This is a genomic window from Glutamicibacter sp. FBE19 (assembly GCF_015524875.1).
Lineage (GTDB): Bacteria > Actinomycetota > Actinomycetes > Actinomycetales > Micrococcaceae > Glutamicibacter > Glutamicibacter halophytocola.
The window spans coordinates 443,237-465,046 of record NZ_JACKQN010000003.1 but is presented as its reverse complement, the minus strand read 5'-3'; the positions used below and the strand labels follow the sequence as shown (position 1 = coordinate 465,046).

The 21,810-nt window shown below is 62.6% G+C and carries 20 protein-coding genes; 17 read left to right on the top strand and 3 right to left on the bottom strand.

What is annotated here, in order from left to right; all coding sequences use genetic code 11:
• The first annotated feature begins 82 nt into the window (after positions 1-82).
• Complete coding sequence (locus H6F58_RS08125; RefSeq protein ID WP_060701683.1) at positions 83-2,350, top strand: bifunctional (p)ppGpp synthetase/guanosine-3',5'-bis(diphosphate) 3'-pyrophosphohydrolase; 2,268 nt, start codon at positions 83-85, stop codon at positions 2,348-2,350.
• A 22-nt stretch (positions 2,351-2,372) separates the two neighbouring features.
• On the opposite strand, the gene H6F58_RS08120 is transcribed toward H6F58_RS08125, so the two are convergent.
• Together H6F58_RS08120 and H6F58_RS08115 are read right to left on the bottom strand one after the other, a co-directional pair.
• Positions 2,373-2,951 carry a hypothetical protein gene (locus tag H6F58_RS08120; protein WP_195181540.1) on the bottom strand — a complete coding sequence of 193 codons (579 nt, stop codon included), beginning with the start codon at positions 2,949-2,951 and terminating at the stop codon, positions 2,373-2,375.
• A gap of 105 nt (positions 2,952-3,056) precedes the next feature.
• Entirely contained in the window at positions 3,057-4,415 is a 1,359-nt protein-coding gene (locus H6F58_RS08115; protein WP_195181539.1) for a DUF349 domain-containing protein, read from the bottom strand.
• A gap of 142 nt (positions 4,416-4,557) precedes the next feature.
• Between H6F58_RS08115 and hisS the strand changes: the two genes are divergently transcribed.
• The 4 genes from hisS (at position 4,558) to H6F58_RS08095 (ending at position 9,360) form a co-directional block, all read left to right on the top strand.
• Entirely contained in the window at positions 4,558-5,880 is a 1,323-nt protein-coding gene (gene hisS, locus H6F58_RS08110) for a histidine--tRNA ligase (RefSeq protein WP_195181538.1), read from the top strand.
• Positions 5,881-5,971: 91 nt separating this feature from the next.
• Entirely contained in the window at positions 5,972-7,771 is a 1,800-nt protein-coding gene (gene aspS, locus H6F58_RS08105) for an aspartate--tRNA ligase (protein WP_146275182.1), read from the top strand.
• A gap of 148 nt (positions 7,772-7,919) precedes the next feature.
• On the top strand, positions 7,920-9,038 hold the full coding sequence (locus H6F58_RS08100; protein WP_171918643.1) for a hypothetical protein: 1,119 nt from the start codon (positions 7,920-7,922) through the stop codon (positions 9,036-9,038).
• Positions 9,031-9,360 carry a PadR family transcriptional regulator gene (locus H6F58_RS08095; RefSeq protein ID WP_171918642.1) on the top strand — a complete coding sequence of 110 codons (330 nt, stop codon included), beginning with the start codon at positions 9,031-9,033 and terminating at the stop codon, positions 9,358-9,360. The genes H6F58_RS08100 and H6F58_RS08095 overlap by 8 nt, the downstream gene beginning before the upstream one ends.
• Here the strand turns inward: H6F58_RS08095 and dtd are convergent.
• Positions 9,357-9,794, bottom strand: coding sequence for a D-aminoacyl-tRNA deacylase (dtd, locus tag H6F58_RS08090; RefSeq protein WP_060701676.1), 438 nt, complete (start codon positions 9,792-9,794; stop codon positions 9,357-9,359). The genes H6F58_RS08095 and dtd overlap by 4 nt on opposite strands.
• 104 nt (positions 9,795-9,898) lie before the next feature.
• Here dtd and H6F58_RS08085 point away from each other — a divergent pair, with 104 nt between their 5' ends.
• From H6F58_RS08085 to H6F58_RS08030, 12 genes are all read left to right on the top strand, one after another.
• Positions 9,899-11,284 (top strand): replication-associated recombination protein A, encoded by a 1,386-nt coding sequence (locus H6F58_RS08085; RefSeq protein WP_244652479.1) that lies wholly within the window; start codon positions 9,899-9,901, stop codon positions 11,282-11,284.
• Between the two features lie 188 nt (positions 11,285-11,472).
• Positions 11,473-12,096, top strand: coding sequence for a 30S ribosomal protein S4 (rpsD, locus tag H6F58_RS08080; protein ID WP_060701674.1), 624 nt, complete (start codon positions 11,473-11,475; stop codon positions 12,094-12,096).
• 124 nt (positions 12,097-12,220) lie between these two features.
• Positions 12,221-12,592 (top strand): DUF948 domain-containing protein, encoded by a 372-nt coding sequence (locus H6F58_RS08075; protein ID WP_060701673.1) that lies wholly within the window; start codon positions 12,221-12,223, stop codon positions 12,590-12,592.
• Between the two features lie 77 nt (positions 12,593-12,669).
• Positions 12,670-12,879: a hypothetical protein gene (locus tag H6F58_RS08070; RefSeq protein WP_060701672.1), complete on the top strand. Its 210-nt coding sequence runs from the start codon at positions 12,670-12,672 to the stop codon at positions 12,877-12,879.
• Positions 12,880-12,898: 19 nt separating this feature from the next.
• A complete protein-coding gene (alaS, locus tag H6F58_RS08065) occupies positions 12,899-15,589 on the top strand; it encodes an alanine--tRNA ligase (RefSeq protein ID WP_171918640.1) in 2,691 nt (896 codons plus the stop codon).
• Positions 15,582-16,055: a Holliday junction resolvase RuvX gene (gene ruvX / locus H6F58_RS08060; RefSeq protein WP_060701670.1), complete on the top strand. Its 474-nt coding sequence runs from the start codon at positions 15,582-15,584 to the stop codon at positions 16,053-16,055. The genes alaS and ruvX overlap by 8 nt, the downstream gene beginning before the upstream one ends.
• 50 nt (positions 16,056-16,105) lie before the next feature.
• Complete coding sequence (gene mltG, locus H6F58_RS08055) at positions 16,106-17,503, top strand: endolytic transglycosylase MltG (RefSeq protein WP_195181536.1); 1,398 nt, start codon at positions 16,106-16,108, stop codon at positions 17,501-17,503.
• Between the two features lie 29 nt (positions 17,504-17,532).
• Positions 17,533-18,375 (top strand): shikimate dehydrogenase, encoded by an 843-nt coding sequence (locus H6F58_RS08050; protein WP_171918638.1) that lies wholly within the window; start codon positions 17,533-17,535, stop codon positions 18,373-18,375.
• Positions 18,376-18,404: 29 nt separating this feature from the next.
• Positions 18,405-19,604, top strand: a complete 1,200-nt coding sequence (gene aroC, locus H6F58_RS08045; RefSeq protein WP_195181535.1) for a chorismate synthase — start codon at positions 18,405-18,407, stop codon at positions 19,602-19,604.
• A gap of 13 nt (positions 19,605-19,617) precedes the next feature.
• Entirely contained in the window at positions 19,618-20,106 is a 489-nt protein-coding gene (locus tag H6F58_RS08040) for a shikimate kinase (RefSeq protein WP_060701666.1), read from the top strand.
• Between the two features lie 79 nt (positions 20,107-20,185).
• A complete protein-coding gene (aroB, locus tag H6F58_RS08035; protein WP_171918636.1) occupies positions 20,186-21,277 on the top strand; it encodes a 3-dehydroquinate synthase in 1,092 nt (363 codons plus the stop codon).
• 2 nt (positions 21,278-21,279) lie between these two features.
• Positions 21,280-21,810 (top strand): hypothetical protein, encoded by a 531-nt coding sequence (locus tag H6F58_RS08030; protein ID WP_060701664.1) that lies wholly within the window; start codon positions 21,280-21,282, stop codon positions 21,808-21,810.

The window sequence follows — 21,810 nt, the reverse complement described above, 5'->3', positions numbered from 1 at the left end:
CGGCTGGAAACTACCACCGGATGTCGCCACGCTAGCTCGCACAGGCCAGCGGCGTCAGGTGGCAATGGGGAAGGAGCGGGGCATGGCGAATACGTCAAACCTGAACAATTCGAAACGGCGCTCAATTTCCCGTTTAGTGCGGTTTGCCGGTCGCGGCAGTACCCCGAGCACGTCGCCGACACTTGAGCCGTTGCTTCGCACAGTAAAGTCGAAGCATCCCCGTGCGGACCTCGACCTGCTTGTGCATGCCTACGAGGTAGCCGAAAAATACCATGACGGCCAAAAGCGCAAAAGCGGTGACCCGTACATCACCCACCCCGTAGCCGTCGCTACAATTTTGGCCGAGATGGGCATGACCGGCGCAATTCTCGCTGCGGCGCTCCTGCACGACACGGTCGAAGATACCGAATACTCTCTTGAATCGGTCAAGAAGGAATTCTCGGAAGAAATCGCCATGCTCGTTGATGGCGTCACGAAGCTCGACAAGGTCACCTACGGTGAAGCGGCACCGGCTGAAACCGTGCGCAAAATGGTTGTCGCCATGTCTCGCGACATCCGCGTCCTGTTGATCAAGCTTGCCGACCGCCTGCACAATGCCCGCACCTGGCGCTACGTTTCGCCTGAGTCTTCTTCGCGCAAAGCCAAGGAGACGCTGGAAATTTTCGCGCCCTTGGCACATCGCCTCGGCATGAACACCGTGAAATGGGAACTTGAAGATCTTTCCTTCGCGGCCCTTCACCCTAAGGTCTACCAAGAAATCGTCCGCATGGTGGGGGATCGCACCCCCGAGCGAGAAAAGTACCTCTCCTCAATTCGCCAGACGCTCTCTGGCGACCTGGGCAATGTCGATATCCATGCCACCGTATCCGGGCGTCCAAAGCACTATTACTCGATCTACCAGAAGATGATTGTCCGAGGAAAGGACTTCGACGACATCCATGACTTGATGGGTGTTCGCATTCTGGTCGACACCGTCAAGGATTGCTATGGGGCACTGGGCGTCGTCCACGCAGAGTGGAATCCGCTGCCCAACCGCTTCAAGGATTACATTGCGATCCCGAAGCTGAACCTCTACCAGTCACTGCACACCACGGTGATGGGGCCGGAAGGCAAGCCGGTAGAAATACAGATCCGCACCCACGACATGCACGTGCGTGCCGAGTACGGTGTGGCTGCGCACTTCCAATACAAGCATGGCCAAAACGCGAACTCCATGCTGTCGCCGGAACAGAATATGGACTGGCTGCGGTCCTTGATGGAATGGCAGGCAGATACCACCGACTCCGAGGAATTCCTCGACGGGCTGCGCTATACGATCAGCTCGGCCGAGGTGTATGTCTTCACGCCCAAGGGCGACATCATGTCGCTGCCAGTGGGTGCAACTCCGGTGGACTTCGCCTACTCGATCCACACCGACGTTGGCCATCGGACGATCGGCAGCCGGGTCAACGGCAAGCTCGTGCCGCTGCATACCGAACTCAAACAGGGCGACGTAGTAGAGGTTTTCACTTCGAAGGCAGAAGGCGCCGGTCCATCCCAGGACTGGCAGAACTTCGTCAAATCACCACGTGCCAAAGCGAAGATCCGTGGATACTTCTCCAAGGAACGCCGTGAAGAAGCCATCGAAAAGGGCAAGGAGCTTCTGACCAAGGAGCTGCGACGCAACCACCTGCCCCTGCAGAAATTGATGACTCACGACCTGCTGACCGCGGTCGCCAACGAGCTGCACCACACGGACATCTCGGCGCTGTATCAGTCTGTTGGCGACGGGCATACCAGTGCGCAGAACGTCATTGAGCACCTGACGGCCCTCATTGGCCCTCCTGAGGCCGAACAAGTCGATGAGGAAGCGGTAGTCCGCCCGAACGCTCCGAGCCCCACAACGGGCAACGACGCCGGCGTGATTGTTGAGGGCGTCGGCGACGTCCTGGTGAAACTGGCTCGTTGCTGTACCCCAGTGCCACCAGATGAGATCCAGGGCTTTGTGACTCGTGGCGCGGGCGTCTCCGTGCACCGCTCGGATTGCTTGAACTTGACGCAGTTGTCAAACCAGCCAGATCGGCTGGTCAACGTCACTTGGGCAGCTAAGCACCACGGCGTGTTCCTCGTGGAGATCCAGGTGGAAGCGCTCGACCGCAAATCGCTGCTCTCCGATGTGACCCGAATTTTGTCCGAGAGCCACTTGAATATCCTCTCGGCCACGGTTCAAACCAGCAGGGACCGCGTGGCTTTGTCCCGTTTCTCCTTCGAAATGGGCGATCCGAAGTTCTTGAGCCACGTACTGAACCAAGTGCGCCGGATCGATGGCGTATACGACGTGTACCGCACCACTGCTGGCTCACGCCGCTAGAAACGCAACTGCCTCCAATAAATCACGCGGCCTGCGCGATGTCGTCAAAGGAATCGACTAAGCGCAGGGCGCGTGATCTTTCTGGGGACTTTTCACAAGCAGTAAGGCTTTCCCGGATCGACTCAAGATTCAAATAGGGATCATCCAGGGAAATTGCGTTGCCCAGTACGCGACTGGCTATTGGCAATGGGTCGAACTGGGCGCAGTCGCATACGCTGCGCAAGGCGGAGGTTACCTTGATCCGGCTGCGGAAGACCATTTGCGTATCGGGAACTATGGCCTGCATGAATTGGGCATTCAACCCGAAGCCGGGTGCAAAAGGCCGATGGTAATTGCGCGTATAAATGCACAGCGTAAAGACTTCGGGCAGCAACCCATGAATCCAGGCGGCCGTTTGGCGCGCCAGCACGGCATTGGAATTCAGCTCCCGTCCGCAGGCAAAAGCGGCAACCTGGGCACGCAGCGAGGCAGTGATTTGAATCTGGCTGGGAAGAAAACAGTCACCGAGCACCTCGCGGAGCAAACCGTTCGAGGCCATCGCCTGCAACTCGTTTCGGCTGAACATTTGGCCGGCGATCCAGAGGTCTTCTGGAATGCGCAACGCGGCGGCGCGTGGCCCGGTAGCCTGGCAATTTCTAGATTCCATGTGGCTACTGAACCAGCAAGCGCCGCCGCGTTGAGCGTGTGCTGACGATCTGTGGATTACTTACTGGAAGTCGGCTGCCGACTTTTCCAGGGTGTTCAGCCACATGCGGCGTGCATCCAGTGCTTCCTGGGCCGCTGCGATCTGCTTTGCGTTGCCCTTGGCCTGGGCCTTGGCCAGATCCTCTTCCAGTGCAGAAATCGTGTCCTGCAGCTGGCTGAGCATCGAATTGGAACGCGCCTTGGTCTCCGGGTTGGACCGGCGCCACTGCTCATCTTCGGCGCCCTTGACGGCATCTTCAACCTGGCGAAGTGCTGATTCGACGCGCTGCAGGTCGTTGCGCGGCACCTTGCCAGTAGCTTCCCAGCGTTCGCGGATGGAATCCAGCTTGGCTTTGGCGGTGGCCAGATCCTTGATTGGCAACAGCGCACGAGCTTCCTCGAGCAGAGCTTCCTTCGCCACAAGATTTTGGGCGTACTCTTCATCGATCTTGGCGTTCTCGGCGGCACGAGCCTGGAAGAAGACATCCTGGGCAGCGCGGAAACGGCCCCAGAGCTGGTCGTCATCCTTGCGCGAGGCGCGGCGCGACTTCTTCCACTCGTCCATGAGCTTGCGGTACTCGGCGGCGGTGGCAGCCCAGTCCGTGGAGCCCTGCAAGGCTTCTGCGCGCGCGATCAATTCTTCCTTCACGGCCTTGGCCGAGGCGTTGGTCGAATCAAGCTGCGAGAAGTAGGCGCGGCGATGGCGATCAAAGGTGGTGCGTGCAGCACGGAACCGCTTCCACAAGGCGTCTTCGGTGGCTCGTGGCAAGCGAACCGAGGAACGCTGGGAGGCCTTCCACTGCTCGAACAGCTCATTCATGGACGCCGAAGCGGTCTTCCACTGAATCTGCTCTGGTCGCTTCTCGGCCATGGCTTCGGCCTGGGCAACGATGGATTCGCGCGTGGCCAGCTGCTCGGCACGGGCGGCATCGTGGGCCTTGCGCTGTTCTGCGGAAAGGTTCTCCACAGCAACACGGGCATTTTCCAGGCGCGATTCAAGGGCCGGGATGTCGCCAACCATGTGGCGCTCTGCGACGGTTGCCGACAGGGCTTGAACTGCCTTGCCCAATTCGCCGGCCGGAGCCTTGGCGACAACACGCTGCTCAAGGAGCATCAGCTGCGAGAGCGCATCGTCATATTTGCGCACAAAGTAGCCCAAGGCTTCTTCCTGCGAGGCATCGGGGTACTGGCCCACGGGGAACTCGGCGCCATCGATAATCACGAAGACGTGGCCGTCCTCGGTGATGCGGGCAAATTTAGCCGCTTCGTCGAGGGGAGTGGTGTGTGCGACGCTGGGCGCTACAACCGGTTTTGCAGCAGGCTTCTGCGCCTGCGGCAAAGGGGTCTTCTGGCTGTCGTCGGATTGCTGACTGGTGGTCACCGCTGAAACTCTTTCACTTTACGAGCACTTGCTGTAGCCAACTCTACCTGTGACCTCCGTTTCTTAGTAAGCCGACGTGCACAGGTTTCTTGCAAAACAGGCTTAAGATGGTTTGGTAGCCCAATTTGCACTAAGGAGTTTCATGGCACGCAAGGCCTCACTTTCAGGTTTCCCAGAATGGCTTCCAGCTGAACGGGCTGTTGAACAGCACGTGCTGGACACCTTGCGTCATGTTTTTGAACTACATGGTTTCGCCAATATCGAGACCCGTGCAGTTGAAACCCGCGCCCAATTGTTGCGCAAGGGCGAAATCGACAAGGAAGTCTATGGACTTTCGCGCCTGGCCGCCGAGGACGACAAGAACGATCCCAACGCCCTGGCCCTGCACTTCGACCTCACCGTGCCCTTCGCCCGCTATGTGGTGGAGAACGCCGGACACCTGGCCTTCCCCTTCCGCCGCTACCAGATGCAGAAGGTCTGGCGCGGCGAACGCCCCCAGGATGGCCGCTTCCGCGAATTCACCCAGGCCGACATCGACGTGGTCGGCGATGGCACCTTGCCGTTCAGCTATGACGTAGAGCTCGCGTTGACCATTGCCGATGCGCTCTCCGCGCTGCCGATCGGGGACTTCCGCTTGCGCGTGAACAACCGCAAGCTGGCCGAGGGCTTCTACCGCGGCTTGGGCCTGGATGATCCGGATGCCGTGCTGCGCGCCATCGACAAGCTGGAAAAGATCGGCGATGAAGCGGTCGCAAAGATCCTCGTGGAGGAAGTTGGCGCGACGCGCGAACAGGCCGATGCGGCCTTAGCGCTGGCCAAGATCCGCACCATGGACACCTCCTTCGTTGACCAGGTCCGCGCCCTGGGTGTTGAGCACGAGCTGCTGGACACCGGCCTGGATGAGCTCTCCCAGGTGATTGACGCGGCCTCGAAGCGCGCCCCGGGCAAGGTGATGGCGGACCTGTCCATCGCCCGCGGCCTGGACTACTACACCGGCACCGTCTACGAAACCGTGCTGGTCGGCCACGAATCCCTGGGCTCGATCTGCTCGGGCGGGCGTTACGAATCGCTGGCTTCCAAGGGCAAGAAGAACTACCCGGGTGTTGGCCTGTCCATCGGCGTTACCCGCCTGATCTCGCGCATCCTGGCAGAAGAAGTAGTCACCGCCAGCCGCAGCGTGCCATCAGTGGTATATGTCACGCTGGCCAATGACGACTCCTGGCACCAAGCCCAGGACGTCGCCTCGCAGCTGCGCGGACGCGGTATCGCCTGCGAAGTCGCGGCCAGCGCTGAGAAGTTCGGCAAGCAGATCAAATTCGCCGATCGCCGGGGGATTCCCTTCGTCTGGTTCACCCAGGCCGATGGCACCCACGAGGTCAAGGACATCCGCTCCGGCGAGCAGGTCGCAGCCGAACCGGCCACCTGGATGCCCAACGCCGAAGACCTGAAGATCGCCATCAGCTAACGCTTCGGGCTTGGCCGCCCGCACCTGCACCGCCTTGCGGTGCACTAAACTTCATGGGGAGAAACTTTCCCAACCGACCGAAAGGATCGTAGTGCTACGCACTCATCAGCTGGGCGAATTGAACGCCGAGCACATTGGACAGCAGGTCACCCTCACCGGCTGGGTCGCGCGTCGCCGTGACCACGGCGGTGTCGCCTTCCTGGATTTGCGCGATGCCTCGGGCGTAGCCCAGGTTGTCGTGCGCGATGAAGAGGACTTCCACCCGCTGCGCAATGAGTTCGTGCTGCAGATCGCCGGCACCGTGGAGCGCCGCCCGGAAGGCAACGAGAACCCGAACCTGCCTACCGGGCAGATCGAGGTCATCGCAGACACCGTGACCGTGCTGAACACCGCCGCCCCGCTGCCTTTCCAGGTTGACGAGCATGTCGAGGTCGGCGAAGAGGCGCGCCTGCGCCACCGCTACCTGGACCTGCGCCGCCCGACCCCGGCCCGCAACATCCGCCTGCGCTCCGAGGCCAACCGCGTAGCACGCAACCTGCTGCACGATGCGGGCTACATCGAGATCGAGACCCCGACGCTGACCCGTTCCACCCCGGAAGGCGCCCGCGACTTCGTCGTGCCGGCCCGCCTGACCCCGGGCAGCTGGTACGCGCTGCCGCAGTCCCCGCAGCTGTTCAAGCAGCTGCTGCAGGTCGGCGGCTTCGAGAAGTACTACCAGATCGCCCGCTGCTACCGCGATGAGGACTTCCGCGCGGACCGCCAGCCGGAGTTCACCCAGCTGGACATCGAGGCCTCGTTCGTCGAGGAAGATGACATCATCGAGCTCGGCGAGAAGCTGGTCACCGAGCTGTGGAACCTGATCGACGTGCAGGTCCCGACCCCGATCCGCCGCATGGCGTACTCGGAGGCCATGGCCAAGTACGGTTCGGACAAGCCGGACCTGCGCTTCGGCCTGGAACTGACCGAAATGACCGAGTACTTCGCGAACACCTCCTTCAAGGTCTTCCAGTCCGAGTACGTCGGTGCCGTGGTCATGCCTGGCGGCGCCTCGCAGCCGCGCCGCACCCTGGATGCCTGGCAGGAATTCGCCAAGCAGCGCGGTGCCAAGGGCCTTGCCTACGTATTGATCAAGGAAGATGGCGAGCTGGCTGGCCCAGTGGCCAAGAACCTCTCGGATGAAGAGAAGGCCGGACTGGCCGCTGCCACCGGCGCCTCTGCCGGCGACTGCATCTTCTTCTCCGCGGGCAAGAAGAACGAATCCCGCGCCCTGCTCGGCTCGGTCCGTGTCGAGATCGGCCACCGCACCGGCCTGATCAAGGAAGGCGACTGGGCCTTCGTCTGGATCGTCGACGCACCGATGTTCGAAGCCGCTTCGGATGCCGTGGCCTCGGGCGACGTGGCCGTGGGCGCCGGCGCCTGGACCGCCGTGCACCACGCGTTCACCAGCCCCAAGCCGGAGTTCATGGACACCTTCGACACCGACCCCGCCTCGGCGCTGTCCTACGCCTACGACATCGTGTGCAACGGCAACGAAATCGGCGGCGGTTCGATCCGTATCCACCAGCGCGATGTGCAAGAGCGCGTCTTCAAGCTCATGGGCGTGACCCAGGAGCAGGCCGACACCCAGTTCGGCTTCCTGCTCGAGGGCTTCAAGTACGGCGCCCCGCCGCATGGCGGCATCGCCCTGGGCTGGGACCGCGTGCTGCAGCTGCTGACCAACTCGGAGTCCATCCGCGACGTCATCGCCTTCCCGAAGACCGGTGGCGGTTTCGACCCGCTGACCGCTGCTCCTGCACCGATCACCCCGCAGCAGCGCAAGGAAGCCGGCATCGACTTCAAGCCTGAGAAGAAGAAGGCCGAAGAGACCGAAGCCAAGGCTGAAGCCAAGTAGGCTTACGCAGCTATAAGAAGCCGGATGGAACGCGCAAGTGCGTTCCATCCGGCTTCTTTTTGCCTCAAAATAGGCCACAGCGTGGATTAATGCTGATTTTAATACTAGGTTAGTTTTCACACTAGTTATTTCACTCCAAGGAGACTTCTTGGCCTCGGCAGAACCTCAGCACATCGTCCAGCAATACCCGGCGCGCGACCGCAGTTGGGCGCAGGACTTCAGGCTTGCCATGCTGCTCCATGACTTGGATGATTCGCAGAGCGTCCAGGAGCTGGAAAATGCTTTGGCCACCATCCGGGATAGCGGCGAAGCTGCAGAGGATCTTTTTGGCGCCCCCCTCGAATACGGCGAAGCCCGGGCGTACTCGCGGTTGACGCCGCAACAGCTGGCGGACTCGGAGATGCCGGTCAACAGCAGCGTGCTGCTGCTCGTTGGTCTCGGAATTGGTGTTGGCCTGCTATGCACCGGTTTTGGCACTTGGGTCGGATTCCGTGACGGATGGACTGCGAACTCGTGGCACTATTGGCAGCTAGCGGCCTTGTGCGCAGGCACGGGAATCGCCTTATCCGGGCACCTATGGTGGTTCTACCGCGTGAAAGGCAAATTCGCGCGATCTTGGGCGCTAGGGGTGGCCGGAATAGCGGTATCCATCGCAGCTGCCGCACTCATCGCCACACTAGGCGATGAACAAGCCCTGCCAATGCCCAACTGGCTAGCACCGATCCTCGGGATAGCCCTGGCCATCGGCGCGTTTTGGCTGCCATTCAAGGATGAGCCTGGAGCAACGCGCAACGACGCCACAGCTTTTACTGATCCCGAAGCATGGTTTGCCGAATCCACGCGCCTGCTGCGCGGACGCTATGGAATGCGAGCTAGAGAGGCGGCATCCGTCTTGGCGCCAGCCCGCGAGCACTGGTCGAACATGTGCAGGGCAGAAGGCGAAGCATCGATAGTTGAGGAATTCGGCACCCCAAACGAATTCGCCATCGGACTGGGAGTCAACACCGCCACGGCGTTGCGGCGACGATGGCTCATGCTCCGGTTGCTGCCATTGGCACTCGTATTCTTGTACGGCACAAGCCTGCTGCCGGAGGCGCTTGCCCCGGACCGCAGCGGATGGGACATCTTCTTCGCCGTATGCGTTGCGGTTTTTGCGGCGGTTTCCCTTTACGAATTGCGCCCCGCGAACCGCGCAGAATACGTGGAATCCAAGCTAGCCCAAAGGCGTGCCCATGCCCGCGGCCTGGAAGAAGGGCGCGATGAGTAAGGACTCGCCGTTTCCCGGCAGCTGGCAGCGCGCCATGCTCCCGATGCTGCTGCTGGCTGAATTGTCGTCCGGGCAAGCCCACGGCTACGCCCTGTCCAAAACCCTGCAAGAACGAGGTTTCGGACCGATCAAGGGCGCAACGCTCTATCCCGCGCTGGCAAAGCTGGAAGCCTCGGGCTTCGTGGAAACCCGATGGGAAGAAGGCCAGGGCGGGCCCGGGCGGAAAGTCTACGAGCTCTCCGCCACCGGCCAAACCGAGCTGAATGCGCAGCGCGCAAGCTTCGAGATGCTCGCGCAGCTGGTGAAGTCCGCCGGCAGCTAGGCCAGGTCCGCCGAATCGACGATCATTGTGAACGGGCCGGTATTGGTCAGCGACACATCCATCATTGCCCCGAACCGCCCGGTCTCAACGTGCGATCCGAGTTCACGCAGGTACTGCACGAAGTATTCGTAGAGCGGCTCGCTGACCGGGCCGGGCGCGGCATTGGACCAAGAAGGGCGCCGGCCCTTGCGCACCGAGCCATAGAGGGTGAACTGGCTGATCACCAGCAGCGGGGCCTGGTTGCCGGCCGCCGAGGTTTCATCCTCCATGATGCGCAGCTGCCAGATCTTCTCGGCGACCTTGCGCGCTATGGCCTGGTCGTCGTCATGGGTCACGCCCAGCAGGATCACCAAGCCGGGGGAGTCGAGCTGCCCGACAATTTCCCCTTCAACTTCAACGCGGGCGGTGCTGGCGACCTGGACGACGGCGCGCATGCAGAAAATCCTCTCAATAGGCAATAAGCGGCGGGCGAAGGGCCGGTACCGCATTGACACCAGAATATCGGTAGGCTTGGACGGTGAGCGATTTGTTCGATTCCCTGACCGATGATCCGCAGGACGCGCGCGAGGCCCAAGTCAACCGGCCCCGCCCGCCACTGGCGGTACGGATGCGCCCGCGCTCGCTCGAGGAACTGGTCGGGCAGCAGCACCTGCTCGGTCCGGGCTCGCCGCTGCGGCAACTGGCCGAGAATCCTGAAACAGGCCTGGCCGGGCCGGCCAGCGTGATCCTCTACGGCCCGCCGGGCATCGGCAAGACCACCATCGCCCACGTCATTGCACGGGCCACCAACCGGAAATTTGTCGAGCTCTCGGCCATCACCGCAGGCGTCAAGGATGTGCGCCGGGTCATCGAGCAGGCCAAGGACGACCGCGACCTGCGCGGGATGACCACGGTCCTGTTCCTCGACGAGATCCACCGCTTCAACAAGGCCCAACAGGATGCACTGCTTCCCGGAGTCGAAAACCGGGTGGTTGTGCTGGTCGCCGCCACTACCGAAAATCCGTCCTTCTCGGTGATTTCCCCGCTGCTCTCGCGCTCCCTGCTGCTGACCCTGCGCCCGCTGACCGATGGAGACCTCGCGGCCCTGCTGGAACGCGCCATCGAAGACGAGCGCGGATTCAACGGGCAGGTCCAGCTGGATGACGAGCAGCGCGACGCCATCGTCCGCTTGGCCCAGGGCGATGCCCGCCGCTCGCTGACCGTGCTCGAGGCAGCCGGGGCCGTCGCATGGAATGCCGCCGGCGCCGAAGTGGATCCGCCGGTGCAAATCACCGCCGACCATGTCCAGCTGGCCATGGACCAGGCCGTGCAGCGCTATGACAAGGACGGCGATCAGCACTACGACATCATCTCGGCCTTCATCAAATCCATCCGGGGCTCCGACGTGGACGCCGCCTTGCACTACCTCGCGCGCATGCTCTCTGCGGGGGAGGACCCGCGTTTCATCGCCCGCCGCCTGATGATCTCGGCCAGCGAGGATATCGGCATGGCCGATCCCACCGCCCTGCCCCTGGCCGTGGCCGCAGCCCAATCGGTGCAGCTCACCGGCATGCCCGAAGCGCGGATCATGCTGGGCCAAGCCACCGTGCATCTGGCGACCGCGCCAAAATCCAATGCGTCGTACAACGCGATCAACGCTGCCTTGGCCGACGTTTCCGAAGGCAAGGGCTCGCTGGTTCCGGACCACCTGCGCGACGCGCACTATCCAGGAGCCAAGCAATTGGGCCACGGGGTGGGCTACATCTACGCCCACGACGCGCCGCATTCGATCGCCACCCAGCAATACCTGCCCGACGATCTGGTCGGCACCAATTACTACACGCCGACCATCAACGGTGCCGAGAAGACCATCGGAACGCGCCTGGCACGGCTTCGCGAGATCATCCGCGGCAAGGACCCGGTACGCGGCAAGCGCAAGCGCTGATTGTGCGCTATGCCTCAGCCCGAGGCTGATCCCTTTCGTGTAGACTTGATCTTTGGCTGGCAAGCCCTGCCCGGATTCCGAGTGATCGGCCTGCGGAGCAAGGTTGCAGTGTAGCAGGGACGCGACGCCCACACACTCTCCATCCTGGAGGCCAGTAGATACCGTCGCTGAACGAAAAGGACACATCAATGGCTAACGCCCGTGCCCGCCGCACCGTACGCCTTTCGCGTGCGCTCGGCCTTGCATTGACCCCTAAAGCTGAAAAGTACATGGAGCGCCGTCCATACGGTCCAGGCCAGCACGGCCGCGCCCGTAAGAAGCAGGACAGCGACTACGCAGTGCGTCTGCGCGAAAAGCAGCGTTTGCGTGCCCAGTACGGCATCCGCGAAGTTCAGATGCTGAACGCTTTCAAGGAAGCAAAGCGCCTCGGCGGCCAGACCGGTGACAACCTGCTGGCACTGCTCGAGTCCCGCTTGGACGCCCTGGTTCTGCGTGCAGGCTTCGCCCGCACCATCCAGCAGGCTCGCCAGCTGGTCGTGCACCGCCACATCCTGGTCAACGGCCAGCGTGTAGACCGCCCATCCTTCAAGGTACAGCCGGGTCAGCTGATCCACGTACACGAGAAGAGCGAGAAGATGGTTCCATTCCAGATGGCTGCAGCAGGTGAGCACGCTAAGGTGCTGCCAGCTGTTCCTGCTTACCTGGACGTAAAGCTGGAAGCCCTTCAGGCTACCTACCTGCGCGCTCCTGAGCGTGCAGAGATCCCAGTGACCTGCGAAGAGAACCTCGTGGTCGAGTACTACGCACGCTAAACCGTGCGCTAGTTCCAAGCCCGCAACCGTCCAACGGTTGCGGGCTTGTCGCTTAACTACCTATCTTGGCTCTGACTTCGATAAGGTGGACTGGCACCAAAAACCCAAGCAGAAGAGGAAGCACATGTCGGGTTCGGATATTGCAGGGCTCATCGCCGCCGGCGCATTTGTTGTACTAGTAGTGCTGCTGGCCGTGCCGATCATCAAGTTGGGCAAGGTATTCGACGAGCTGCGCAAATCGATCAGGGACGTTGCCGATGGCACCACCCCGTTGATCGGTGAAGTCGCCAACACCGTGGCGACCACCAACGACCAGCTCAAGAAGGTCGATACGATCACCAACAACGTTTCTGATGCCACCGCCAATGTTTCCGCACTGTCCTCGCTGATCGCAGCCACTGTCGGCAAGCCGCTGATCAAGGCGGCCGCGTTCACCGAAGGCGTGAAAGCCGCGATGAACACCAAGCCAAGCGGCAAAGCACGCCGCAGCCGCTAAGCCAGAGCTGTTCGATCGAACACGTATCGGCGCGCTGAACGACGGACGGCCCATCGAAGGCCGCCAAGGAGACTAGAATGAAAAAGTTCTTGTGGGTTTCTATTGGAGTGGGCGTTGGAGTGCTCGCTACCAGGAAATACGCTGACGTTAAATCCGGTGCAGCGCTCAATCGCCAGGTCGGCAAGTACGCCGACCGTGTTGCCGAATATCTGGAAGCCTTCCATCAGGGAATGACCGCCAGAGAAGAAGAATTACGTTCCGCCTTGGGCGTGGACGCCGCTAAGTGAAGGGATCATCCGTAACACGATGAAAACGCAGGAAATTGCCCGTCGGTGGGTCGACTTTTTCGTCTCTAAGGGCCACACGGCGGTGCCCAGCGCCTCGCTGGTCTCATCGGACCCATCGCTGTTGTTCACTGTAGCCGGCATGGTTCCCTTCATCCCGTACCTGACCGCCCGCGAAGAAGCCCCCTACACTCGTGCGACCTCGGTGCAGAAGTGCATCCGCACCGGCGACATCGAAGAAGTCGGCAAGACCGTGCGCCACGGCACCTTCTTCCAGATGTGCGGCAACTTCTCCTTCGGCGATTACTTCAAGAAGGATGCCATCCACTTCGCCTGGGAGCTGCTGACCAGCCCGGTGGAAGCCGGAGGCTACGGCCTGGACAAGGAACGCCTCTGGGTCACCGTCTACGAAGACGGCGACGAGAAGGACCTTGAAGCCCGCCGCATCTGGGAAGAAGAGATCGGCATCCCGACCGAGCGCGTGGTCGGCACCGGCAAGGAAGACAACTACTGGAACACCGGCCAGCCCGGCCCCGGCGGTCCTTGCTCGGAGATCTACTACGACCGCGGTGCCCAGTACGGCCAAGAAGGCGGCCCGGCGGTCGACGAGACCCGCTACATCGAGATCTGGAACCTCGTGTTCATGCAGTACCGCCTCTCCGCGGTGCGCTCCAAGACCGACTTCGACGTCGCCGGCGAACTGCCCAAGCGCAATATCGACACCGGCCTGGGCCTTGAGCGCCTGGCCATGATCCTGCAGGGCGTCGAGAACATGTACGAGACCGACCAGGTCCGTCCGGTGCTCGACAAGGCCGCCGAGCTTGCCGGCGTCGCCTACACCTCCACCGAGGATCCAGCGGACCCCAACCATGCCAATGACGTGCGCCTGCGCATGATCGCCGACCACATCCGCTCCTCGCTGATGCTGATCTCCGACCAGGTCACCCCGGGCAACGAGGGCCGCGGCTACGTGCTGCGCCGGCTGATCCGCCGCGCTGTGCGCGCCATGCGCCTGATGGGCGTGGACAGCGAAGTGCTCCCGCAGCTGCTTCCCGTCACCCGCGACGCCATGAAGGGCGTCTACCCAGAGGTCGAAGCCGACTTCGAGCGCATCGCCCGCATCGCCTACGCCGAGGAGCGCGCCTTCCGCCGCACCATCGCTTCGGGCACCACCCGCCTTGACGAGGCGCTGAACCACGCCAAGGAAGAAGGAGCCAACCTCTCCGGAGACGACGCCTTCACCCTGCACGACACCTATGGCTTCCCGATCGACCTCACCTTGGAAATCGCAGCCGAGGCTGGCCTGTCCGTGGACGAGCCGCGCTTCCGCGAGCTGATGAACGAGCAGCGCACCCGTGCGCAGAAGGACGCCAAGGCCAAGAAGGCCGGCCACGCAGACCTGTCGGTGTACAACAAGCTGGCCGACGCCGGCAGCGTGCACTTCACCGGCTACGACACCCTGGAAGGCGAGTCGACCATCCGCGGCATCATCCGCGACGGCCAAGTGGTTCCATACGCGGAGCAGGGCCAGGAAATCGACCTGGTGCTCAATGAGACCCCCTTCTATGCCGAATCCGGCGGCCAGGCTGGCGACAGCGGCCTGATCACCGGCGACGGCTTCGTGCTGGAGGTCACCGACGTGCAGGCCCCGGTCAAGGGCCTGAACGTGCACAAGGTGATCGTGCGCGAGGGCGAGCTTCCTGCCGAGGCATTGGTGCGCACCCAGGTCGACGCCGTGCGCCGCCGTTCGGGGGAGCAGGCCCACTCGGCCACCCACCTGGTGCACGCCGCGCTGCGCGAGCTGCTTGGCCCAACGGCCACCCAGGCCGGGTCCTTCAACAAGGCCGGCTACCTGCGCTTCGACTTCTCCTGGGCCGAGGCCCTCTCCGCTGCGGCTCGCAGCGAAGTCGAAGAGGCAGTCAACCTGGCCATCGCCTCGAACTACCAGGTCGTCACCAACGAGATGGCCCTGTCCGAGGCCAAGAAGCTCGGCGCGATGAGCCTGTTCGGCGAGAAGTACTCCAACGACGTGCGCGTGGTGGAAATGAACGGCGCCTGGTCGCGCGAGCTGTGCGGTGGCACCCACGTGGACACCACCGCCCGCATCGGCCAGTTGACGCTGCTCTCCGAGGCCTCAGTCGGTTCGGGCAACCGCCGCGTCGAAGCCCTGGTCGGCATGGAGGCCTTCCGCCACGGCGCTGCCGAGCGTGCCCTGGTTTCCGAGCTCTCGGGCCTGTTCCGCGTGCCTTCCAGCCAGGTGTCCGAGCGCGTCAACGACACCGTTGCCAAGCTCAAGGCCGCCGAGAAGCAGATCGCCGAGCTCAAGAGCCAGGCCATGCTCGCCCAGTCCGCGGCCCTGCTGGAAAAGGTGGTGACCATCGGCTCGACCCGCCTGCTGGCCCACAACGCAGGGACCATCGACTCCGCGGATGCCCTGCGCACCATGGCGCTGGATCTGCGCGGCAAGCTTGGCACCGAAGCAGCAGTCATTGTGCTGATCGGCGTGGCCAACGGCCGACCGCTGGTCCTGACCGTCACCAACGATGACGCCCGCGCCAACGGCTTCAAGGCCGGAGCGCTGGTGCGCACCGCCACCGGCGTGCTCGGCGGCGGCGGCGGAGGCAAGGACGATATGGCCCAGGGCGGCGGCCAGGACGCTTCAAAGATCGACGAAGCGCTGGATGCCATTCGGGCGGCTTTGGCCAATGGCTAAGGTGGCACTCGGCGTCGACGTGGGCCTGGCCCGCGTCGGCGTCGCCATCTCAGATCCCTCGGGGATCCTGGCCACGCCGGTCATGACCCTGCGCCGGGATGCGAAGAAGAATTCTGACCGCCGGATGCTGCTGCGCATCATCACGGACCGGAATGTGGGCGAAGTATTCATCGGCGAGCCGAAATCCTTGGCCGGCAATGATACCGAGTCCACCAAAATGGCCCGTGACTACGCTATTGCCTTGGCCGAACTAGCCGATAGCTCCAATATCGAGCTTGCGGTTTTCCTGGTCGACGAGCGGTTGAGCACCGTCAACGCCCATCGCGCGTTGCACGCCTCAGGCCGTAAGATGGAGGATCATCGAAAGGTTGTCGACCAGGTCGCTGCCACCGAGATCCTGCAGCAAGTGCTGGAAATGCGCCGGAACAACGTCCGTGTCCAGGCCAGCCGGATCGTCATGAAATAGATCCCGCACGTCGCGGCCCAGTTCGAAGCCATACCGAGAAATGAGAGTTGATGCGAGAAGAAGCCCGTCAAGAACGGCAACGCGAAACTCTTCGTGCCCTGTACGAGAGCTTCGCGGCAGGCCAAGGGCTTCCCATCGCTGAACCTTCCACTCCTGAGCTGACCGGGCTGGACCACTATCTCGGAGCTTCCTCTGATGGCGAGGCGGCACCGGATGCCGCCTTGGCAACCGCCGATGACCAGGATGGGCAGCAAACCCATACCCGGTTCCTGCCCACCCTGGCCGCGGCGCATACCGCGCAGACTCCGGTCATCGAACAGCAAGACGCGCTCCACCGCAATGGGCTGCTCGACCAGGATGACGAAGCCTCCAAGAAGCTGCGGCGCAAGAAAACCCGCCGGAAGCGCAACCTGGTGATGCTGGCCACCGTGGTGATTTTTGCCCTGGTTGTCGCCGGCTCCTTCTATTTCGTCAAGTCCTTGGTCAAGCAGTTCAACCCGGATGACTATCCCGGCCCGGGCGGCGCCACGGTCGAATTCACCGTGGAAGACGGCTGGGGCCTGGGCGCAATCTCGCGCAAGCTCGAGGACCTGGACGTCATTTCCAACGACAAGCTGCTGATCAAGGCCGTGGAGAACTCCGAACGCGCCAATAAGGTCGTCCACCCGGGAACCTACCAGCTCAAATCCCAGATGCCGGCAGCCGATGCTGCTGAAATCCTGGTCGATAATCGCCCTGGCAAGGTGTTCTACATCGGGCTCAAGGCGAACTTGCGCCTGAACGCGGCGCTGGAGGAGATCGCCAAGGGCTCCGGGCTCAAGCTTGCCGACCTGGAAAAACTGGCCGGCCAACCGGAAAAGTTCGGGCTTCCTTCCTCCGTGCCGAACCTCGAGGGCTGGCTGCACCCGGGCGAATACCGTTTCGCCCTGGACAGCACCCCCAAGGACGTGCTGGCCAAGATGGTCAGGTCCACCAAGAACACCCTCAAGGACGCCGGCATCACCGACCTCGAGAAGGGCTACCGCACCCTGAAGGTAGCCTCCATCCTGCAGGCAGAGGCCCGCGAGAAGGACTATGCCACCGTGGCCGGAGCCATCGAGAACCGGCTGAATCCTGCCAACAAGGAAACCCATGGCTTGCTCCAGGTGGATTCCACGGTGATCTACGGCTTGGACCGCTACAGCCTGCAGTTCAGCCAGGCCGAGCGCAAGGACGCCGGCAACAAGTACAACACCTATGTGCATAAGGGCTTGACCCCGACGCCGATCGGCTCACCAGCCACCTCGGCGATCAAGGCTGCGGCCAACCCGCAGTCCAACGGCTACTACTACTGGGTGACCGTGAACATTGAAACGGGCGAAACCAAGTTCGCTTCCAGCTACGCCGAACATCAGCGCAACCAGGCTGAATTCCGGGCATGGTGCCAACAGAATTCGGATGTCTGCTAAGCGCAGCAGCAACGCAGAAAGTATGTGAATTGATAAAGCAGGCTGCCGTACTGGGCCACCCGGTCGGCCACTCCAAGTCACCGGTGCTGCACCGCACCGCCTACCAGCTGCTGGGCGCGCCGCTGAATTATGAGGCCATCGACCTCGTGCCCGAACAGTGCGCCGAACACGTTGCACGCCTGCGCTCGGGGGATTGGGCCGGGTCGTCGGTGACCATGCCGCTGAAGGATGCCTTTGTGCCGCTCATGGACGAGGTTTCTGCCCGCGTGCGGCAACTTGGCGCCCTGAACACCATTGTGGTGCGCGAAGACGGAACGCTGTTCGGGGAAAACACCGACATCGACGGCCTGGTCCAGGCCCTGGCCGATTTCTCGATGACCGCCGCCGATCAGGCCCTGATCCTGGGGTCGGGCAATACCTCGCTAGCGGCCCTTCAGGCCTGTGCCGAGCTCGGCGTCGAGCATGTCACCCTGGTCGTTCGCTCCGTTCAGCGCTCCCAGCGCGCCGTGGACCTGGCCAAGGAACTGGGCCTGCACCCGGTCGTCCACGAAATTTCCGGCATCACCCGCGAGATGTCCGATCAGCTGCGCCTGATGCCCCTGGTTTTCAGCACGCTGCCGCCGCACGCGGGCGATGAATGGGTGCCTGCGATCGGTTCCGGCACCGGGATCCTGCTCGATGTGGCCTACGATCCATGGCCCTCCAAGCTGGCAGCCTCATGGCAAGGCCAGGTCATTTCCGGGCTTCACATGCTGGTGCACCAGGCAGTGGAACAGGTGCGCCTGTTTGCCGGTGCAGCCTGGGACGAAGAGCGGCGTGTTGACGTCACAAATGCGATGTATGACTCCCTGGGACTGGCCCGACACCAGTAATTGCTTCAGGTCATGGCAAAATAGAGGACATGTTGCGTTGGTTGACCGCGGGCGAATCGCATGGCCCGGCACTTGTTGGAATTCTTGAAGGGCTACCTGCCGGAGTATCGGTGGATAGCGAAGTTGTACGCGAAGCATTAGCGCGTCGCCGCCTCGGCTACGGCCGCGGTGCGCGGATGAAGTTTGAAAAGGACCAGGTCACTTTCCTTGGCGGCGTGCGCCACGGCAAGACCCAGGGCGGTCCGGTGGCCATCGAAATCGGGAACACCGAATGGCCCAAGTGGGAACGCGTCATGAGCGCGGATCCAGTGGACCTCGACGAGCTGGCTTCGCTGGCGCGCAATGCGCCATTGACCCGTCCGCGTCCGGGCCACGCCGACTTCACCGGCATGCAGAAATACGGTTTCGACGACGCCCGCCCGATCCTGGAACGAGCCAGCGCCCGCGAAACCGCGGCCCGCGTGGCCCTGGGCGCGGTAGCCTCCCGCTTCCTAAAAGACCTTGGCATCGAATTGGTGTCGCACACCACCGCCGTTGGCGCTGTTTCGGCTCCGGCTGATGCCCCGCTGCCGACCGCTGCGGATATTGAAGCGCTCGATGCCGATCCGCTGCGCTGCTTCGACCAGGCAACCAGCCAGGCCATGGTGGCCGAGGTCGACGACGCGCACAAGGCGGGGGAGACCCTCGGTGGCGTGGTCGAGGTCTTGGCCTACAACCTGCCTCCCGGCATTGGATCCTACGTGCACTGGGACCGCCGCCTGGACGCACGCCTGGCCGCCGCATTGATGGGCATCCAGGCCATCAAGGGCGTGGAAGTAGGCGACGGTTTTGAAACCGCGGCGCGCCGCGGTTCGGCCGCCCACGATGAGATCGTGCACGCCGAAGACGGCAGCATCAAGCGCAATTCCAATCGCGCCGGCGGCATTGAGGGCGGCATGAGCATCGGCGAGGTGCTGCGCGTGCGCGCCGGCATGAAGCCGATCGCGACCGTTCCCCGCGCCCTGCGCACCGTCGACACCGCAACCGGCGAAGACACCACCGCGCACCACCAGCGTTCAGATGTCTGTGCCGTCCCGGCGGCCGGCGTGGTAGCCGAAGCCATGGTTGCCCTGGTGCTCGCCCAGTCCCTGCTCGAGAAGTTCGGCGGCGACTCGGTTGCGGAAACCAAGCGCAATATCGACTCCTACCTGGCCAGCATCCCGGATAACCTGGGATCGACCGGCGTCTAGGAAGCATTCGTTAATGATTTACCTCATTGGTCCGATGGCCAGTGGCAAGTCCACCGTGGGCAGGTCACTGGCCACGGCCTTATCAACCAGTTTTGCCGATTCCGACGCGACGGTCGTGGCCCATCACGGCACGATTCCGCAAATTTTTGCCGAACATGGCGAAGCGCATTTCCGCGACCTGGAAGTCCAGGCCCTGGCGCGCCTGCTCACCGGGGTCGTCGCCACCGGTGGCGGAGCGGTGCTCCGCGAGGAGAACCAGCAGCTGCTTTCCCGCGGCACCGTCATCTACCTGGAGCTGGGCATGCAGGCAGCGGCCGAGCGGATCAAGGCGGACTCCAATCGGCCATTGCTGGCAGGTGACGAAGCACTCACCGTCTGGGCTTCGGTCTACGAAAAGCGCCGTCCAATTTACGAAATGCTGGCTGACGTGCACGTTGTGGTTGACGGAAAGTCTGTTCTACAAATTGTCGAAGAGATTTTGCCGCAACTCGACCAGCTGTGATTAGCGCCACGAGATGCCAGTTCTCGACAATCCCACGCGTACGCTAGACAAATCAGCACCATCAGGAGGAACAAGACTGATGCCATTAGCACCGACCACTTTAAAGGTCTCGGGAAACACGGCCGCCGAATCGTACCCAGTACTGGTTGGCAACGGATTGTTGGGGCACCTGCCCGAACTGCTCGGACCTTCGGTCAAGAAGGTTTTGGTGATCCACCCTCGCGCGCTGCGCTCCACCGGCGACGTGGTTCGTGATGAACTGGCCAATGCCGGCCTGGAAGCACTGACCGCCGAGATCCCGGATGCCGAAGAAGGCAAGCACATCCAGGTGGCTTCCTTCTGCTGGGAAGTTCTGGGCAAGAATGATTTCACCCGCAGCGACGCGGTCATCTCCGTTGGCGGCGGCGCCGTCACCGACCTGGCCGGTTTTGTGGCAGCCACCTGGCTGCGCGGGGTCAAGGTCATTCACATTCCAACCTCCCTGCTGGCCATGGTCGACGCCGCGGTAGGCGGCAAGACCGGCATCAATACCGCCGAAGGCAAGAACCTGGTGGGCGCATTCCACCCTCCTGCCGCCGTGCTCGCGGACCTCGACGCCCTGGCCACGTTGCCGAAGAACGAACTGGTCACCGGCATGGCCGAGATCGTCAAGACCGGATTCATCGCCGATGAGCGCATTCTGGAACTGATCGAAGAAGATCCGCACGACGCCATCAACCCGGCCAGCGCCCGCCTGCGCGAGCTGATCGAACGCACCATCGCCGTGAAGGTCGACGTGGTCTCCCGCGACCTGAAGGAATCGGGCGATCGCGAATTCTTGAACTACGGCCACACCCTGGCCCATGCCATCGAGCTGGCCGAGCGCTACCAAATGCGCCACGGCGCCGCGGTGTCCATCGGCCTGTGCTTCGCTGCCGAGCTGGGCCGCTCCGTTGGCTACACCTCCGATGCGATCGCCGATCGCCATGTGAGCATCTTGACCTCGCTGGGACTGCCAACCAGCTACCGCAACGACCGCTGGGCAGCATTGCTCGATGGCATGAAGCGGGACAAGAAGGCGCGCGGCAACCAGCTGCGCTTCGTCGTGCTCGAAGAGATCGGCAAGCCGCGCATCTACGAAGTGCCGGATAACTCGCTGCTGTTCGCGGCCTACCAGGAAATCGGGGAGTGAAAATGGGTGACCACACCGCATACGCCATTGATGTCGCATCGGTAAACCGGGAAGGTGTCGGGACTTCGGTCAACGGCGTCCTGATCGACCCGGTAACCCTCAAGCCCTACGTCGCCGACGAACAGGCCGCGCAGCACCAGATGCAGGTTGGTTCCCCTACCGACCAGGTAATGATCCTGTTGGCTCGCGGCGATCTTGCCGACGCCGGCGAACTGATCGCCGAATCCCGGCTGATCGATCCAACCAACGCGCACCTGCGCGTGCTGGATACCGAGCTGACCCGCATGCAGGGCGACTTTGATCGCGCGATCAATCGGCTGCGCAAGCTCTCCGAAGAGTTCGCGGGCACCGATTACGAACCGCTGATGCACCACCACCTGGGTCTTTCCTTCTTCGCGAAGGGCGATTTCAAGGCCGCGGCGACGCGTTTCCGCAAGGCGATGGACCTGCGCATCGAGCTGGGCGATGACGCCTACCTGGTCAACGCATCGAGCATCTGCCTGAATATCGCCGAAGAGCGGGCCGCGCAGTAA

Bases quoted from the DNA above. Each gene is read 5' to 3' on its own strand.
- H6F58_RS08125 (WP_060701683.1), top strand. From the start codon at position 83: ATGGCGAATACGTCAAACCTGAACAATTCGAAACGGCGCTCAATTTCC.
- hisS (WP_195181538.1), top strand. From the start codon at position 4,558: ATGGCACGCAAGGCCTCACTTTCAGGTTTCCCAGAATGGCTTCCAGCT.
- H6F58_RS08095 (WP_171918642.1), top strand. From the start codon at position 9,031: ATGAGTAAGGACTCGCCGTTTCCCGGCAGCTGGCAGCGCGCCATGCTC.
- dtd (WP_060701676.1), bottom strand. From the start codon at position 9,794: ATGCGCGCCGTCGTCCAGGTCGCCAGCACCGCCCGCGTTGAAGTTGAA.
- rpsD (WP_060701674.1), top strand. From the start codon at position 11,473: ATGGCTAACGCCCGTGCCCGCCGCACCGTACGCCTTTCGCGTGCGCTC.
- H6F58_RS08075 (WP_060701673.1), top strand. From the start codon at position 12,221: ATGTCGGGTTCGGATATTGCAGGGCTCATCGCCGCCGGCGCATTTGTT.
- H6F58_RS08070 (WP_060701672.1), top strand. From the start codon at position 12,670: ATGAAAAAGTTCTTGTGGGTTTCTATTGGAGTGGGCGTTGGAGTGCTC.
- alaS (WP_171918640.1), top strand. From the start codon at position 12,899: ATGAAAACGCAGGAAATTGCCCGTCGGTGGGTCGACTTTTTCGTCTCT.
- ruvX (WP_060701670.1), top strand. From the start codon at position 15,582: ATGGCTAAGGTGGCACTCGGCGTCGACGTGGGCCTGGCCCGCGTCGGC.
- mltG (WP_195181536.1), top strand. From the start codon at position 16,106: ATGCGAGAAGAAGCCCGTCAAGAACGGCAACGCGAAACTCTTCGTGCC.
- aroC (WP_195181535.1), top strand. From the start codon at position 18,405: ATGTTGCGTTGGTTGACCGCGGGCGAATCGCATGGCCCGGCACTTGTT.
- H6F58_RS08040 (WP_060701666.1), top strand. From the start codon at position 19,618: ATGATTTACCTCATTGGTCCGATGGCCAGTGGCAAGTCCACCGTGGGC.
- aroB (WP_171918636.1), top strand. From the start codon at position 20,186: ATGCCATTAGCACCGACCACTTTAAAGGTCTCGGGAAACACGGCCGCC.
- H6F58_RS08030 (WP_060701664.1), top strand. From the start codon at position 21,280: ATGGGTGACCACACCGCATACGCCATTGATGTCGCATCGGTAAACCGG.